12 protein-coding genes and 1 pseudogene are annotated in these 17,292 nt (G+C 36.5%); 8 read left to right on the forward strand and 5 right to left on the reverse strand.

Annotated elements, in window-relative coordinates:
• Positions 1-153: 153 nt before the first annotated feature.
• The 3 genes from ALKIM_RS0101480 to ALKIM_RS0101490 all read right to left on the reverse strand — a co-directional run bounded on the left by ALKIM_RS0101480 (position 154) and on the right by ALKIM_RS0101490 (position 6,247).
• On the reverse strand, positions 154-1,323 hold the full coding sequence (locus tag ALKIM_RS0101480; RefSeq protein ID WP_052345215.1) for an alkaline phosphatase: 1,170 nt from the start codon (positions 1,321-1,323) through the stop codon (positions 154-156).
• Between the two features lie 173 nt (positions 1,324-1,496).
• Entirely contained in the window at positions 1,497-3,074 is a 1,578-nt protein-coding gene (locus tag ALKIM_RS0101485) for a RagB/SusD family nutrient uptake outer membrane protein (protein ID WP_026473116.1), read from the reverse strand.
• A gap of 20 nt (positions 3,075-3,094) precedes the next feature.
• Positions 3,095-6,247 (reverse strand): SusC/RagA family TonB-linked outer membrane protein, encoded by a 3,153-nt coding sequence (locus tag ALKIM_RS0101490; RefSeq protein ID WP_026473117.1) that lies wholly within the window; start codon positions 6,245-6,247, stop codon positions 3,095-3,097.
• A 1,076-nt stretch (positions 6,248-7,323) separates the two neighbouring features.
• Between ALKIM_RS0101490 and darT the strand changes: the two genes are divergently transcribed.
• The 8 genes from darT to ALKIM_RS0101535 all read left to right on the forward strand — a co-directional run bounded on the left by darT (position 7,324) and on the right by ALKIM_RS0101535 (position 15,467).
• Positions 7,324-7,983 carry a type II toxin-antitoxin system toxin DNA ADP-ribosyl transferase DarT gene (gene darT, locus ALKIM_RS0101495; RefSeq protein ID WP_026473118.1) on the forward strand — a complete coding sequence of 220 codons (660 nt, stop codon included), beginning with the start codon at positions 7,324-7,326 and terminating at the stop codon, positions 7,981-7,983.
• Positions 7,984-7,994: 11 nt separating this feature from the next.
• Positions 7,995-9,032 carry a type II toxin-antitoxin system antitoxin DNA ADP-ribosyl glycohydrolase DarG gene (darG, locus tag ALKIM_RS0101500; protein WP_026473119.1) on the forward strand — a complete coding sequence of 346 codons (1,038 nt, stop codon included), beginning with the start codon at positions 7,995-7,997 and terminating at the stop codon, positions 9,030-9,032.
• 21 nt (positions 9,033-9,053) lie between these two features.
• On the forward strand, positions 9,054-9,449 hold the full coding sequence (locus ALKIM_RS0101505) for a helix-turn-helix domain-containing protein (RefSeq protein WP_044117677.1): 396 nt from the start codon (positions 9,054-9,056) through the stop codon (positions 9,447-9,449).
• Positions 9,450-9,989: 540 nt separating this feature from the next.
• A complete protein-coding gene (locus ALKIM_RS0101510; RefSeq protein ID WP_026473121.1) occupies positions 9,990-10,538 on the forward strand; it encodes a HEPN family nuclease in 549 nt (182 codons plus the stop codon).
• 109 nt (positions 10,539-10,647) lie between these two features.
• Positions 10,648-11,136 carry a hypothetical protein gene (locus ALKIM_RS0101515; RefSeq protein WP_026473122.1) on the forward strand — a complete coding sequence of 163 codons (489 nt, stop codon included), beginning with the start codon at positions 10,648-10,650 and terminating at the stop codon, positions 11,134-11,136.
• 225 nt (positions 11,137-11,361) lie between these two features.
• Positions 11,362-11,562, forward strand: coding sequence for a hypothetical protein (locus tag ALKIM_RS0101525; RefSeq protein ID WP_157363701.1), 201 nt, complete (start codon positions 11,362-11,364; stop codon positions 11,560-11,562).
• Positions 11,563-11,664: 102 nt separating this feature from the next.
• Positions 11,665-14,805 (forward strand): Eco57I restriction-modification methylase domain-containing protein, encoded by a 3,141-nt coding sequence (locus ALKIM_RS0101530; RefSeq protein ID WP_026473124.1) that lies wholly within the window; start codon positions 11,665-11,667, stop codon positions 14,803-14,805.
• Positions 14,802-15,467 (forward strand): hypothetical protein, encoded by a 666-nt coding sequence (locus tag ALKIM_RS0101535; protein WP_157363703.1) that lies wholly within the window; start codon positions 14,802-14,804, stop codon positions 15,465-15,467. The genes ALKIM_RS0101530 and ALKIM_RS0101535 overlap by 4 nt, the downstream gene beginning before the upstream one ends.
• Before the next feature lie 768 nt (positions 15,468-16,235).
• Here the strand turns inward: ALKIM_RS0101535 and istB are convergent.
• Together istB and ALKIM_RS20125 are read right to left on the reverse strand one after the other, a co-directional pair.
• A complete protein-coding gene (istB, locus tag ALKIM_RS0101540; protein WP_026472940.1) occupies positions 16,236-16,961 on the reverse strand; it encodes an IS21-like element helper ATPase IstB in 726 nt (241 codons plus the stop codon).
• A gap of 30 nt (positions 16,962-16,991) precedes the next feature.
• Positions 16,992-17,292, reverse strand: a pseudogene (locus tag ALKIM_RS20125) (IS21 family transposase); the annotation flags it as partial.

Below are 17,292 nucleotides of genomic sequence, written 5' to 3' on the forward strand. Positions count from 1 at the left end.
AAATTTAAAAATCGTTTAATTTCTCAGCAAAGAGCTGTTTATACATATAGTCGTGCAGCACAATCTTGCTTTGATCACTTTCAAGCCGTATGCAAAAATGATAAAAAATTATAAGTCTCCATTCAGCGTTCTGAACAGAGACTTACCCTATTATTAATCTAACCTAAACAACAACTCTTCAATTACATTATGAATATCAGTATTGTCCATAAAACCAGTAAATAAATGTGCACCTGGACCATACGCAAAAATAGGAACCAAAACACCCGTATGTTTTGGTGTAGCAAAATTGGCTTTCACCATACCAGCCTTATAGCAGCCATCGTGAATGGTCATTCCCCCGGTTTCATGATCTGATGCAACAATTATCAACGTTTCTTTATTCATTTCAGCGAACTCAAGAGCCCGTCCAATCGCTTTATCAAAATCAAGCATTTCCTCGATCAAGTAAACGATGTTATTCTCATGTCCTGCCCAGTCGATTTGAGAGCCTTCAATCATTACAAAAAATCCCTTCTCATTTTCTGAGAGAATGTTTAACGCTGATTCTGTGGCTACTGGTAGCACGTATCCCCTTTGGTCAACTCGCCCATTGTGTTCATCGGCAGTAAGCCCAACCAATTTCCCGGATTTTGCTGCTGCTATCTCATAAAGTTTATGGTATATCTGATAACCTTTGTCATTTAGCTTTAACAATAAATTCTGACCATCTGAACGTTCACCAAAATGTCTTAATCCTCCTCCAATTAAAAGATCAATTTCATACTTGAGAAAATCACCTGCAATCTCTTCATACATTTTTCTGTCAGGCTGATGTGCTATAAACGCTGCCGGTGTCGCATGTGTAATGGCTGAGGTGGAGATGAGACCAGTAGAGAGACCTTTTTCTATTGCCTTATGAAGAATCGTCTTTACAGCATTGGTATCTGGATCAACTCCTATTGCCCCTCCATACGTTTTTACTCCAGATGCTATTGCGGTGGCGGCTTCTGCCGAACCTGTTACAAAACTTGAGTATGAATGAGTTGTTGTAAATCCAATGTGGCGGAAGTTGTTTAAGAACAAAGATCCTCCGTTAGCTATCATAGCTGCATGTATTTGCGTAAGACCCATACCATCCCCAATAAATAGAACAACGTTTTTGGGAGTCTCATTAAGGAAATTATGATTGAATTCCGTTACGGGATAAAAATCTCCGCCTGGATATAGCAATAAGGATTCTTCCTCAGCAGAAACCTGAGACGTTTTGAAACTGCATGAAGCTAGAAGGGTTAAAATAATTAGTATTGGAGAAATTACTCCAATTGAGAATTGTTTAATCATTGGAAAATGCTTTAGTATTTGTTTAACTTAAGTAAATAATTCTTCTGGGAACCAAAACAAAATAAATATCTGACCAAAAAATATTGGAGCTTACTATTTGAAACATTCAGGGAATGCATACATTTTTTGGTTAAAGGGTTAATGTGCATTCCTATGAATAAATATCGAATCGTTTAATACCCATAATTTTGATCTTCGATTGAAATTTCCAGGTTTGAATTTATCTCACCTGACGGAAATGGTAGCAATAAAGCTCTTCTGGCAAAATCATCAGTTTCTGGATATAAAACATCATTGAAGTTGACATCTGCCGTGCTGAAATTGTTTTTTGGATGGCTGTTGTGCGCAACAAAATAGTTTTTCAGGTAGCGAATCCCTCTTCTTCTGAGGTCGAAAAACTCATGTTGTTCTCCATATAGTTCAAACATCCTTTCCTGCATGATGTTAGAACGAAATTGCTCCTGAGTCATCCCACTCCAATCGGCTGGTTCATCGCTAGGTGGATTTGTACTTTCTCGGGCTCTTCGTAGAACCTCATTCACATACTGGTAAGCCGCATCAGGTCCATTGATCTCATTCTCTGCTTCTGCCATCATTAATAGGACATCCGCATATCTTAAGTAAATAAAGTTGGCATCCGAACCACTGGCAGTATAATCGGGATCAATAAATTTTCTCAGGTATGGAAACGATTGCCTGGCCTGTTCCCGTGCTGATGCTTTCGCATCAATATTAGGGTATGTTATTACAACAGTGTTATTATCTCGTTGTAAATAACTGCTGTAAATAAAGGTTGCTTCAATTCTTGGATCTCCTGGATATCTATTCTGGAAAACATCAAATACATATTTTGTTGGTCTTATTCTACCATATGGGTTTGCGGTGGCTTTTGGAGTATGATTGCTATTTGAAGGTGCAATCATACGTGTCCAATAACTACCACGCCCTGCTGCCACAGACAATTGAACTTCAATTATAGACTCATCAGTATTTCTGTTACGTACATCATAAAGTTCATTCAATGGAACAAGGGAATACTTACCATAGACCTCTTTTGCATGGGCAAGCGCCAAACTCCAATATGGGGATCCTTCAATTCCATCAGCTTTAGTAAGGTAAACTTTTGCCAATAGTGCATGTGCTGCATATCTACCTGGACGACCTTTTACTGGGTTTATTTCAGGCAATAGCTCAGATGCCAACTCAAGATCATGAATTATTTGCTCATACACTTCATCTTTCGATGCTCTCGGCAAGTGCAATGTGGTGGATGTAGTCGGAACCAATCGCAACGGAACACCACCAATTAGCCTTACGAGGTTAAAATAAGAGAGGCTCCTTAACAATCGTGCTTCACCTTCCACACGATTTTTCACTTCATCATCTGCACCACCATTCTGAACATTGTAGATCACATCGTTTGCTCTATTAATGGCGGTATAAATATCTTCATATGTATCGTTAAGATATTTATTCGTTGACAAGGCAGTTACTGTAAGTAAATCTTTTGAAGCTGCATGGTTGGTAAATATGGCTCCTGATGCTGCTGAAACCAAATTCAGATAGCCTGATGGGAAGTACTGATAACCTGCTATCCCACTATAAGCCCCTGCAAGTGCTGCTTCAGTTCCGGAGTTGGTAGCATAAATTACTTCAGATGATAAAAACGAAGATGTGTCTTCATTTAATAAATCAGCACACGCAGCTAAAATCGTGCTGATGAATATTATAGAAAAATATATGTTTTTCATTACTTAATAATTTTATACGATTAAAATGCCATGTTAACGCCAAAAGCAAATGAACGAGTGGATGGATAACCGCCCCAATCAATTCCTATTCTCATTGGATCGGCTGCAAAACTGTTCACATCAGGGCTGTAACCCTTGTACTCTGTAAGCGTGAATAAATTACGGCCAGTGACACTTATGCTCATATTGCGAATAAAGCTACCAGGACCAATTGGTAACCGATAACCAAGAGTTATAGATCCCAGCCGTAAAAAACTCCCATCCTCTACTTGGCGATCGGATGGCTCTCTCAATCGGAAACCCAACCTTGGATATATATTTCCGGGATTATCTTCACTCCAAGCTTGATAGTATGAGTCTTTTCTTACATTTGTTGACGAATAAGTATTCTCTTGTTGTAGAAGGTTCGCATTAAAAATGTCGTTACCATACGATCCATAAATGTACAAGCTCAATGTAAATCTCTTATAATCAAAATTTGTTGTAAAACCATATATAAATTTCGGATTAGGATCTCCAATCACTACCATATCAGAAGAATCTATAGTTTTGTCATCATTTTGATCTATAAACCTAACATCACCAGCCTGCATTGGCACACCTGCATAACTGTATTGTAATGCATCATCGTTGTTTTGCCATATCCCATCAGTCTGGTATCCCCAAAATAACCCTGCTGGACGTCCTTCTATAAAAATATTTACTGGGTATTGGATATCTGCTGAACTGGCAATGTTATTGCCCAAAAAGGCTATCATCTCCTCTCCCCCAAACAAGCCTGGTGCTAAACCAAGTTCAACAATTTTGTTTCTGTTGAATGAGATGTTTCCACTGAAATTCCAACTAAAATTAGGTCTGTGAATTGGGGTTGCTTCTAGGGAGAACTCATATCCTTTATTTAAAATTGCACCTCGATTTACAGTGATGGTACTGAAGCCTGCTGATAAAGGCGCGTCCATTTCCTGTAATAAGTCAGTGGTCTTTTTATGATACCATTCGGCTGTAAGGCTTAAACGGTTATTGAAGATTCCAAAATCAACACCAATGTTCGTTTGTATGGTGGATTCCCATACCAAATCTTTGTTTGCAATAAGACTGGGAACCATTCCAACCATGATTCCTCCTTCATGAGTTGTGTAGGATACATTACGATAAACATTTTGCGTTTGAAATGGATTTATCCCTTGATTTCCTGTTTTCCCCCATCCTATTCTTAATTTTAAATTACTTAACCAGACCTCTTCATTCAGAAAATTCTCCTGATCAATACGCCATGCGGTAGCAAAAGCAGGGAAGTAACTATTACGATTACTCCGGTCAAACTTTGAAGATCCGTCCATACGGCTGGTAAACGTCACAAGATACTTATCCCCATAAGCGTAATTTATTCGATTAATAAGAGAGAATAGACTCTGGTTTGAAAAACTTGTACTTGGAGGGTATACCGTCTCGCCGTAACCCATTCCATATGTCTTAAGATCATAGGTGAAAAAATCTTCATTCACCATCTGCCATCTTTCAGAAAATCCTTTATCGTATGTAGTTCCAATGGTGCCCGACAATCGGTGTTCGCCGCTAAAAGTTTTGTCAAAAAACAACAATGCCTCAAGGTTTATGTTTTCTCTTCTAAGATTTGCAAGTCCTATTTGACCATTCGTTGCCGCACCTGTAGAAGTTGCAGGCCCATACCAACGAACTCTTTGTTTGTATCGGTTATCATAACCGCCAAACAAACGTGTTGTAAACACTTCGCTTAGTTTATAATCTAGACCTAGAGACATGGTATTCCTCGATTCTAAACTTTCATCTTTATAATCTGAAAGCCATGCTCTGGGTGAGTAGGAAATAGTTTCGTCCGTATCGTCCTGACGTCTGATTGCCGTGGGGTGAAGAATCATTTGACGTATCATACTGGTGTTCACACCCCCAATATTATCAGTTCCTGTAGTCATCGTATTTTCGCGTCGTAAGCTGTTTACCGATGTTGATGCCTTTAATCGGTTAGAAATTTGGTATCCAGCATTAATCCTTAAGTCGAATTGCTCTAGACCGGTTGTTTTTACCACACCATCGTTCTTCATGTATCCTCCTGCAACATAATAGTCGGTGCGATTGCCTCGAGCTCCTGCTGAAAGACGATAGGTTTGTGTTACGGCTGTTTGCGTAAGCTCCTTTTGCCAGTTGACGTACTCAACAACATCGTCTTCTTGGTATCGACTATCCGACCCAAGTGCTTGATTTCGATCGTTAATAAAATTGATATACTCTCTTCCTGAAAGCATGGGAATTCTTTTACTTACACTAGCAAAATCGGTGGTGGTGTTAAAATTAATCCGGGCTCTTTCAGACGCTCCTTTCCTTGTGGTTATTATTACCACACCGTTACTTCCCCTGGATCCATAAATGGCCGTGGCAGATGCATCCTTTAATACATCAATACTTTCAATATCCTGTGGGTTTAATGATGTTAAACTGTTCTGAACCTCTTGAACAGTACTTCCTCCTTGTCGACCGCCTCGCATGATATTGCCAACATCCTCCATACTGGAATCCATTATTACCCCATCTATTACATATAGAGGCTCGTTGCTGCCAGTTAAAGAAGCGCTCCCTCGAATTCTCACACTAATCGCACCGCCTGGCGAAGAATTGCCAGTGCTGACATGTACGCCAGCGGCACGTCCCTGTAACAATCGGTCGACAGAAGTGGCCATAGCAGCTTCTGTTTCATCAACTCGTACAGAAGTCACCGCACCGGTTAAATCACTCTTTCGCATTGTGCCATAGCCAACAACAACAACCTCCTCTAATCCTAATGACTCTTCTTGCATCACTATGTTGATTAATGTGCGACCCCTTAATGGTTCTTCCTGATTTCGAAATCCTATAAATGAAAATATCAGCACAGCGTCTGAAGGGACTGAATTGAGCAAAAAATGTCCGTTGATGTCCGTAATCGTACCAATAGTAGATTCTCCTTTAATGAGCACGGTTACTCCCGGAATACCATCACCGTAAAAATCCGTGACTTGTCCGTTAACTTGAATGGTTTGTGCTGTCAAACCGGTTGACAGCTTTAGAGATAGTATTATTAGCAACAGAAAAAACTGATATTTCAATTTACCATTACAATTGCTTAAGTCTTTACTTCCTTGATGTTCATCTCTTTTCATGAGCAAATAGTTTTAGTCAATAGAGGCTGATAATTAAACGTATAATATAAAAATGCAGCTTCAGATTTAGTTTTCAATTACATCTTGCGTCACTTCCGTATCATGCAAAAAATTCAATTCAGGCTAACCCAAAAAATGATATACCGACAACATATTCAGGCTTTAATTGCAATTGATAAGTAGTCAATAGAATAGCTGAATGTGACTCCTGATGATTCAGGGGTTAGAACCAAAATCCATACTAAAAACAGAGTGAAACCTGAAGCCATTATAAGGGCATATAGAGCCGTTAGGGCGATCTGTTATGAATTTGCGTATTCATCTTAAGATTCAATTTGAGCATTCAACACCATTAATATCTCTTAGGGGTAATCGTTCTAGAGTGACTGTTAGCTAGACGCTTTCTTGTAGAAGCGAATTAACGTAATAAGAGTAAGGTATTTAACAACTTGAGGTTGTATTGCACAACAGACAAATTGTTAATTACCCTATAACCAAACCAATGAGCTCAAAAAGACTTTAAAGACCTGTTTCTATAATACTTACAGACCCACTTGTAATATTTCCATACAGATCAGAACTTGACTCTTTAGTATTATTAATGGATTTTAGTATTAAAATTTCCCTATATTTGATATTGAAGTGTAATTCTTAACATTGGTGTCCGGTTAAAACTTAAGACTAAACAATGAAGTCTTTATTCATGAAGCTTCAAAGAGTTTTAAGCTTTAATGGGGTTTTCTTTCCGCCTCAAGGAATTTCCGTTAAGAAAATCAATTTTATTGTCGTCAGAAATTCGGACTGTTTGAGCGTAGCGAGTTTCCGAATTACTGACAATAGGATTGATTTTTAGGAAATTACTTTCAGCGGCGGCATTTTTTGTTTACTTTTTTTTGCTGTAGTGGAGCGAAGCGGATCACGAATTCCTTTGAAATAAACATCAATGAGTAAAAAAAGTAAAAGCCCGTGCGGCTAGAGCACTTAGAAGAAGGTTTGTTTTTTTACCGGACAATAATGAATTCTTAAGAGAATGAGATAATTTCCTATATTTCGCAACAAGTTGCTTTATTTATATTGTGGAACTAAACAATGTTAAATTATACAGAATAACCCATGTGGAGAATATTCCACATATTTTGCAGTATGGAATAACGCATAGGGATTCGGCAAACCAAAATCCGCACTACAAGAGCATAGGAGACTTAAGTCTCATTAACAACAGGAACCAAAAAAGTGTAGTTGTTGACAATGGCGTATTTTCCTTAGAAAGTGATTTAAAAACAATTATTTTAGGAAGCTATATCCCATTTTATTTTGGTGTTAGAATGCCAATGTTATATGTGGCTCAAAATGGTGGAAATTTTGTGGAGAAAGCAACGCCTGCAAGAGATATTGTATATTTGGTTTGCTCTGTAGCAGAAGTAATTAATTCGAAAATCGATTTTTTCTTTTCCGATGGACATGCAACCGACAACTTAACGTCATTCTTTGATGCTACGAAAATTGATGATTTGGTTAATATAATTGACTGGAATGCTGTAAGGGCACAATACTGGAGTGGAAACGAAAATTTGAACCTAAAACGAAAGAAGCAAGCAGAGTTCCTGATTTCTGGCGATTTAACCTCAAATCACATAGTTGGGTTTGGATGTTATGATGAAATGGCCAAAGAAAAATTACTCTCATTTGGGATATCGAAGGATAAAATTAAAATTATTCCAAATGCTTTTTACTAATTTTAGCAGCCATGATAAAATACATAACCGGAAATATCCTTGAAAGCAATGCAGCCGCATTAATAAACACCGTAAATACCGTGGGTGTGATGGGGAAAGGTATTGCCTTGCAGTTTAAAAAAGCTTTCCATAATAATTACAAGGCATATATTGATGCCTGCAAAAAAAATGAAATTTTAATAGGCAGCTTATTTGTGGTAAAGGACTCTAATTTAAGTACCGGAGAGAAACTGATAATCAATTTCCCGACCAAAAAAGATTGGAGAAAACCATCTGAGTATCAATATATCGAATCTGGGTTAGATGATTTGGTAAGAGTTATTAAAAATCACAGCATAAAGAGCGTTGCAATTCCACCATTGGGTGCCGGGAACGGTGGCCTTGACTGGGAAAAAGTGAAAAACATTATAGAGAAAAAGTTAAGCAATATTGATGCAGAGATTATTGTGTATGAACCTACTCAGCATATTAAAGAACAATTAAAGAAAGAACGTGTAAAATTAACCGATGCAAGAGCATTATTACTCTATGTGTTATATGATTTAGTCAGAAATGGGGAGTATGTTTCTGAGTTCTCAAGCGAGAAGGTATGTTATTTTCTGCAACGGTTTGGAGCCGGAAAATATTTTAATCTTCAGTTCACGCCTAATTTTTATGGCCCTTATTCCGGAAAAGTGCGGTTTGTGTTAAATGTGCTTAATGGTAGTTACATAATGGGTTATAGCGACATGAACAAGAAGCCATTCGAGCCTTTGGTGCTGGTACCCGATGGCTATGAAACGGTGAAACAACATGTGGAAAGTAATTCGGAACTATCTTCAATAGCAACAAAGACCATGAATTTTTTAAACGGGTTTTATTCCGATTTTGCGCTTGAATTGCTTTCATCAATTGATTACATTACAACAACCCATAAATCTTTTGATATACAAAATATCAATGAGCAATTAGAAAAATGGAGCGACAGAAAAAGAAGTATGTTCTCAAATCCAAAATACATCGCGATATCAGTCAAGCAACTACAACAAGCTGAATTTGAACAAAACTAACAACCCAAATACTATCTGAATATGAACACTATTGAAGCTACCCCCTCACCAAAAGTCCACCATGGCCGAAACATCAAGCGCCTACGCGAAATGCTGGGTGTAAAGCAGGAGTACATGGCCCGAGAACTGAATCTGACACAACAGGCCATCTCCAAACTCGAACAAAAAGATGTCGTTGAAGACGACATTCTGGATAAAATATCTAAAGTGCTGAATGTACCGGTGGATGCGATTAAGAATTTGAATGAAGAAGCCACTTTCAATATTATCGCCAATAGTTATCATGACAACGCTTCTTCTGTAAACTATAATTGCAACTTTAATCCCATTGATAAAATTGTGGAATTGTATGAAAGGTTGGTTGCTGTTGAAAAAGAGAAAGTGGCTATGTTGGAGAGGTTATTGGAGGGTAAGTGATAAGAAAATGTAACTTGTTCATTCATTGTAGATTATTTGTAATAGTTAAGCATGCAATCTAAAAATATCAACTTACCATATAAATATTCATAAATCTTCACTAAAACTTCTTACTATGCCTTGTCGAGTTGGAATTACCACCAGACCAGAAGAACGACGCGCCGAATGGGAACGTCTAGTAATTGGAATGTCAAATTGGAGAATTTTAGGCCAGTATCAAAGCAGATAACAAGCTCATGAACATGAAGATAGATATGCTGCTCAACACGGATGCCATGCATCGCACGGAGGAGCCGATACATCGGGGACATGGTATGTTTATACCTTTAGCTACATTAGAAACAGATAGTTTATCTTACAGCATTCATTGCATTCGAATTATCAATTCAAAGCTGTATTTGTAGCTGTAAATGTTTGAATTGATGAAGGTTTTGGGTTTAATGTTTCAACTCAATAGTGAAATATTAATGTTTCTGGTTGAGCCAATCAGTACTATTTTGAATTTATTCGTAAGTATATTTCGGATTAAAGAAAATATAAATGGGAGCTCTATCTGCAAAAAACTTTGATGTGTCCTTTATTACCCGTACTAGGGAGCTCATTGAAATGTATGATAATTCTTCTGGAGAGCTTGGTTTCACCTTATTAATTAATGCTCTTGTTGGATTAATTATTTTACCAAAAGAGTTTTCTGCTCAGAACAAAGGGAAATTCAAGGATTCTTTTTTGAAAGAAAAGTTAAGTTCTTTTCAAGAGTTGATAGAAATATTTAAGTATGAAGAAATAGAGATATCTTATGACGGTGAATTATCTAAGCAGAAAAAGTTTTCTTTTAAATCAGGAAGCCCTTATAGCAAAGTATTGCCTGAAAATGTAAGAATTGGAGAGCTGCTCGATAGACTTAGAAATGGAATTGCTCATATGCATATAATACCAACTGAATATGATGGTAAATGGGAGGGGGTAATAATTCGAAACTTCAATAAAAGCCAGAAGTGTAACTTTGATACTTATTTAACATACAGTGAATTAAGAAGCTTCGCCTTGTTTGTAGCAACAAAATATATAGATACTATTAAAAAACCATGATAGTTTTTATCATGGTTGATTATTTGTGATTATTCCTTTTTAATTGATTGCATTTAGAAATTGGCTGAATAGTATTGTAAATCAACTGTAAAAATACGTGACTTGAGAAATGAATAGCATAAGAGACAAGATTTGGTATTTCCTTGCTGACTCCAAAGCAAACGAGATTCTCTCGGGACTAATTGTTAAGAAATACCAAAGGCGAGAGTTGTTTTTAAGTATATTTCTCGCATTGGCTACATCTTCAAGTGTTGGTGCATGGGCTTTTTGGAATAAATTTCCGTCAGTATGGTTAGTGATTATTGCGATTAGTCAATTCTTATTTGTTGTTAAACCGTATTTGCTTTTTTCGAAATATGTAAAAATCTTTAATGAAAAGAGCGTTCATTGGCAACATTTAACCGTTCAGATTGAAGAGCTATGGCATAACATTAACCATAATTATGTGAATGAAAAGGAAGCGAGTAAGCTCTACTTTGAGCTTAAACAGAAAACTCTAAGCTTTAACAATGTTCCAGATGATATTATTTTTTTCAAACATAAAAAACAACAGAATGAAGCCGAACTTGAATGCAATGTTTATTTAACTAAAATCTAAGAAATGAGCAAAGAAAAAAGACCTCCCAGCCCGCGTCCGGAACCGAAACCACAACCAAAAACACCTGACAGGCCAAGCCCGGATATACATCGTAGTTTCCCGGGGCACAGAAATCCCCCACCTCCACCGCCACCCCCCAAAAAAGGAGAATAGCTTATATTTTTATAGTCTCTGGCTTATTAGTTGGATGGTTCATCTATTATAAAATCATTATTGATATTCAATATGGGAGTTATAAATATGAATGATATTGGAAACATAAAAACTGAAAAAGGCAATTGTTTTAGAGTATTATGGCAAAAACTCACTCAGTTAGTTATATTTAAAAATAGGATTGATGGAATTGAACATGTTGCACCATCTGCCAGAAATGAATGCGAGGCTAAAAAAAATGCAAAGGATGAGGCCGATAAGATTGAGAGATAGGAAAAAAGTATAGATGAGTAACCAATACTTTGTAAAGTTAAAAATTAAGTTTAGACAATTTGATTGTGTACCTTTATCGTTTCGTACAGTGGAAAATTGAATATGAACAATTCGTTTGATATATTATTTAACAAACTGGGAATCAACGAAAGAAATGGATTATTGCATTTCCAGAATGTGGACTCATGGTCTGAACTTTTATCCTATAGGGTACTAAGGGCAATGCAAGAGATTAGGCCTTATGCCCTCTATCTTTTAAATAATACACCAGTCATTCTTTTTATAGATAATACGTCAAAAGCTGATTTAAACAAGATCAATAGCAAAGTGTGGAATGTTCAAATTCCGGTAATTATCATTGATAATGGTAATGAATGGCTTGTTTATAACGGTTTTTTGCTATCTGATCATAAAAAACTAAATGAGCTTTTTCCATCCATAGGTTATCATGAGTTAACCTCCAACAAGGATATTGATAACCTCACATTTTGGAATCTACAGTCGGGAAAAACATGGAAAATTTTTGAAAGTAAGTTTTTAGAAGATAAAAAGAAAAGGGACAGAAAACGTCTAGACACTTATCTTTTAGAGAATATCAATGGCGCAATTAATTTATTAACAAATAGCAAAACTAAAATCAATCATTCAAAAAACAAAGAAATTGCGAACAACCTAATAGGTAGGTTGATATTTGTACGTTATTTAATTGACCGGGGTGTTGATTTAGGAATAAAAGAGGTTAAAACTAGGCATCAAAGGCAATATTTTGAAGACATTATATTAAAGGTTGATGAATTGTATGCGCTGTTTTCCCATCTTCGTGACAGGTTCAATGGAAATCTCTTCCCACTTGAGATTACGACAGTGAAAAATGGAGAAAAAATAACTGAGGAGGAAAAGAACATTATTGATTTTCATCACCTTGAAATACTGCATGAATTATTTACCGGGAATGATTTAAATAACAGAAATCAATTAAGTTTCATAAGCTTGTTTGACATTTATGATTTCAATATCATCCCAATTGAGTTGATTAGCAATATCTATGAAAAATTTATTGGGTTAGAAGGGCAAAAGGAGAACAAATCTTTTTATACTCCCCCTTTTCTGGTTGATTATATCCTTAGATATACAATTGAACCTCATCTGAAGCAAAATTCGGAATGTAAAGTGCTTGATCCATCGTGTGGTTCCGGAATTTTTTTGGTCGAAACATTACGAAAAATAATAGAGAAGAACATCCAAATCGGAAAAATTAAGAGGTTTTCTCAATTACAAATAATGGCATCCGGTGATACGGATCGGCTTAATGAGTTAGTCAGTCAGAACGATATTGCCTTAAAAACACTTGTGCAGAATAGTATTTATGGGATTGACAAAGATGAAAATGCGATTAACATTGCGAAATTTTCAGTATATATTACACTATTAGATTATAAGGAGCCCAAGGAGATTGAGCAATTCAGATTACCCACGTTGGAAGATAATTTTATTCACGCCAATTTTTTTGATAAATCCATATTAGAGAGACTAAAAGATCACAATTTTAATTTCATTATTGGTAATCCTCCCTGGGGTAGTATTAACGATGATGAATTCCATCTTCAATTTTTGAAAGAGCATGAAAACCATGTTAGTGATTTGCAGATTGCTCAGAGTTTTGTGATCCAGTCTTCCAAACTGGCGTCAGATAACAGCCAGGTAGTATTTGTATTGCCAAGCAAAGGAATTTTATACAATTCTGAGGCAAAGAAGTTTCGCAACTTTTTATGGGTAAACTTTGAATTAAACCGGGTGTTGGAACTTTCAGCCGTAAGACGCCAGATTTTTACTAAGGCAATTGCTCCCACAGCAATTTTATTTCTTACGCACAAACCATTAAAACAAGACAGTAACATTGAGTACCACAGGCAGCAACTTGCTAAAAATACGGTTCATTACATCTCCTTAAAGCCAAACCGCCTATTTAAGCTATTCAAGGTAATTGTTATAGAAAAATACGACTATAAAAAAATTGTCCAAAAACATTTTGTTGAAAACGATTGGATATGGAAGGTGATTTTGTATGGAAGTGTTTTGGATTTTAATTATTTAAAGGAATTATACACTAAACAAGAGTATATAAACCTAGGACAATACCTTGATAATAACAGTGTTGTTTTTGGAACAGGTTTTAAAACTGCCCAGAAATATGCAAAAAGTAGTATTGACAAATTGAAGGATCATCTAGTTGTTCGAGGCTCAAACTTTGCTCAATTCTTTATTCTAAAGAAAGAGAATCTACCTTTGTTTAAGGAAGAATATCCAGAGATAAAACTTGTTGATGGGAAAGGGGTCCTGGAGGTCTACAATTCTCCTCACTTATTGATTAAAAGAGGAATTAATAAACAGAGCATTGTTGCACTTTCTGATTTTTACTGTGTATTTCCAGATTCAGTATATGGAATGTATAGTAAGAGAAAGGATGAAAAGCTTTTAAAGAGTATTGGTGCACTATTTTCAACACAATTGTTTTCGTACTTACTCCTAAATCTATCAACCCAATGGGGAGTTGAGCGGGATGAAGTAAAAAAGGGAAATTATGAGCAAGTTCCGATTTTGCCTTTCTCAAATCAACAAAAGGAACTTGTTTCTTCCAAGTTTGATGAAGCTACCAAATTAGCTAAAGAGAAATTTGAAAACCCTTTAGATATGCGACCTGATTATAATTTCGATGAACTGTTTTATCAAATATACGGAGTTAATAAGCAGCAAAAAGATTTAATTGATTACGCTTTAAATATCTCGATTCCGTTGTTCAGGCAAAAAGCAGAACCATTTAAAAGGGTAAAAAAGGAACAGATAGCAAAATACACCGAAGTTTTCACAGATTTCTTTTCTGAAAAGTTTAAAAATATCGGCAAACATTTAAAGATTGATGTTTACTATGAACGGAGAGAGTATGTAACAGTGCATATTCAGATTGTAGAGGAAACTTTTGGCCCAGTTGTTAATTTTCCGGAGGAACAAAATTTAAATGCCGAGTTTGAGCTGATAGCACGAATCTTTTCAGAGCCCCAAAAGATAACAAACGACTTGTTTATTCAAAAGGACATAAAGGGATTTGAAGAAAATTCGTTTTATGTAGTTAAGCCAAATGAATATAAAAACTGGCATCCTGCAATTGCACATCTTGATGTTAACGAATTTTACGATGCAATAATGAAAACGGGAATGAAAAAGCAAAAGGAGGCCAAATCATGATAAATGGATCCGCTTTCTCATTAGCTTATGAATTGTATTTAGCGGAATTTTGTCAAGTTGCAAAACTGTTGATTTATTCCTATCAACAAATGATATCCAATAATGAGACTCTTAAATCTGATCACGAGAATTATTTGCGTAATATTTTGGTAAAGAAATATCTGCGCAATAAAAATGCCAAGCAAAAATTTAACATCGGACACTTAGGTTTTGAAATTGAATCCGGAGAAATAAACATAGATAATCAAACAATTGGATTTATCGATATTAAAGTGCTTAATCTCGGTAATAAAGACTTAATTGATGAAGATGAGTATTTTTCCATTGAATGTAAACGACTTGATGGAGGTGTAGCAAAGAGAGACTTATATGTTAAAGAAGGGATAAACCGGTATGTTCAATCAAAATACTCGGGAGTGATGCCTTTTTCGGCGATGTTAGGTTTTATTGAAAAAGGAAGTGTAACCAAAATTATACCTGATATCAATAAATTCTTATTAAATAACGAAGATTTCAAAACCTATTCGCCCCTTTCAGAGTATTCTTTCATTGCTGATTTTAAAACAACCTATAAATCAACACATGAACGAAAAAACTCTCAATTTTCCGACATTGAGATATTCCATTTTATGCTTAATTTTCAAGCGTTAAAAAAGATTTAGGCTACAATTTAATTTAACCCAGCTCACGTAGACTTCGTCTACGTTGGCTTTTTATCGGTAGTTTGTAACAGGCATTGCCGCAATGCAAAACAAATAATTCGTTGTGCCACTGATTGGTCAGGTTTAGGCATCCAATTTTCCGTACCACTAATCATCTGAGAATGAACCCGTCCTATTTCCAGGGTTGCTTACCCAAGAAAGCAAGCCATTCGTAAAAAATTCCACCTGGTAATGAACTGTTCAGCCAAATATACATGCATGATTGGTAGACCACCCAGGGAAAACGGGCATATCTGTTCACTTTTTATTTAGGTCAGCCATGAAAATGCAAATATAAATTAGTTTTTAAGTTTTCTCATTGTACCACCTTTTAATTCAAACCGATATTCTGTGTGAACCATTCAGTCAAGTATGGCATCAGCAGCGGTAGTGTTTGAGAGCATTACATCATACCAATCAGTAACAGTTAATTGGCTCATTATGATTAAGGTTTTTCTTTGATGGAGCTCAAAACAAAACTATCTACTCATCCTTAAAATACACTTGAATAAAATCAAACAGTTTCCACGCAGCCGATTCAATTATCTTGGCTTACTGTTTCGTTTCGTTTGAAGCAGAAGAATCGATAGAGATCAGTTGAGAAAACCCTATAATTGCATTCAAGGGAGTACGAGTCTCGTGTTGCAAAAAACGGTTCATGCCCACCCAGGGAAAACGGCCATATCCGTTCACTTTTTTATAAGTTAGCCATGAAAATACAAAATTAAATTAGTTTTTAGGTTTTCTCATTGTATCCCCTTTTAATTCAAACCTATAAGCCGTATGCACCATTCTGTCGAGTATGGCATCAGCAGCGGTTGTGTTTGAGAGCATCACATCATACCAATCAGCAACAGCTAACTGACTCATAATTATAGAGGCTTTTCTTCCATGCCGGTCCTCTAAAAGCTCCATAAAATCTAATAACTGTTGGCCATCCATCACTTTTACACCAAAGTCGTCAATAATAAGTAAATCCATATTGGCCATTTTATCAAAGAACTTTGATAATGTGGCCTCTACCCGGTGTAAGGTTATTGTTTCAAAGAGTTTTTGGATATTGAAGTAGGCCACTTTATAACCCATTAAGCAGGCATGATAACCCAGTGCGGTACCCAGCCAACTCTTACCCGTTCCGGTGGCTCCGGTAATAAGGATAGGAGCTCCCTGCTTAAGATACTCGCCCGAGGCCATTTGCATTATTTTGCCGCGTTCAAGTCCGCGTGCTGCGTCAAAGTTTAATTCTTCAATGGTAACCTGGTAACGAAAACGGGCAGCTGAGATTAAGCGCGTATTGCGATTCTCTTTGCGTTGGTTTTTCTCTGCCTGTAAAAGCATTTGCAAGCCTTCATAGAAGGACAGTCCATCGATTTTGCGTGTTTCAAGAAGCGACGTCCAACACTGGGCCATCCCAGGCATTCTTAGACTCTTAAATTCATTTGCAATTTCATTCATTACACTTGTTTTTAAATGATTATTACTTGTTTATTTAAAATGGCTTTTACCCCTGACATTCTCATGGGAAGGAAACGCTTGTTGTGATTGGCTCATAGTAATCTCATAAATACCCCTGCATTTAGACTTTATCAAGCGATCAATGAAGGCGTAACGGTATCTTTGGTATAAAAGCGCAGTTTCACATGCCTTTTTAAACAAGTTTGGGTCTGTGGTGCGCTGTAGTTTAAGCAATCCGTCACAACCTCTGTAAAATGTTTCAACCGGAACATTGGCTGTTGCGAACATACATTCGAAGACCTGGCCAAGCTCAGTAAGGACTCTGTGCCCC

It is taken from the genome of Alkaliflexus imshenetskii DSM 15055 (assembly GCF_000517065.1).
In the GTDB taxonomy this organism is placed as follows: Bacteria; Bacteroidota; Bacteroidia; order Bacteroidales; family Marinilabiliaceae; genus Alkaliflexus; species Alkaliflexus imshenetskii.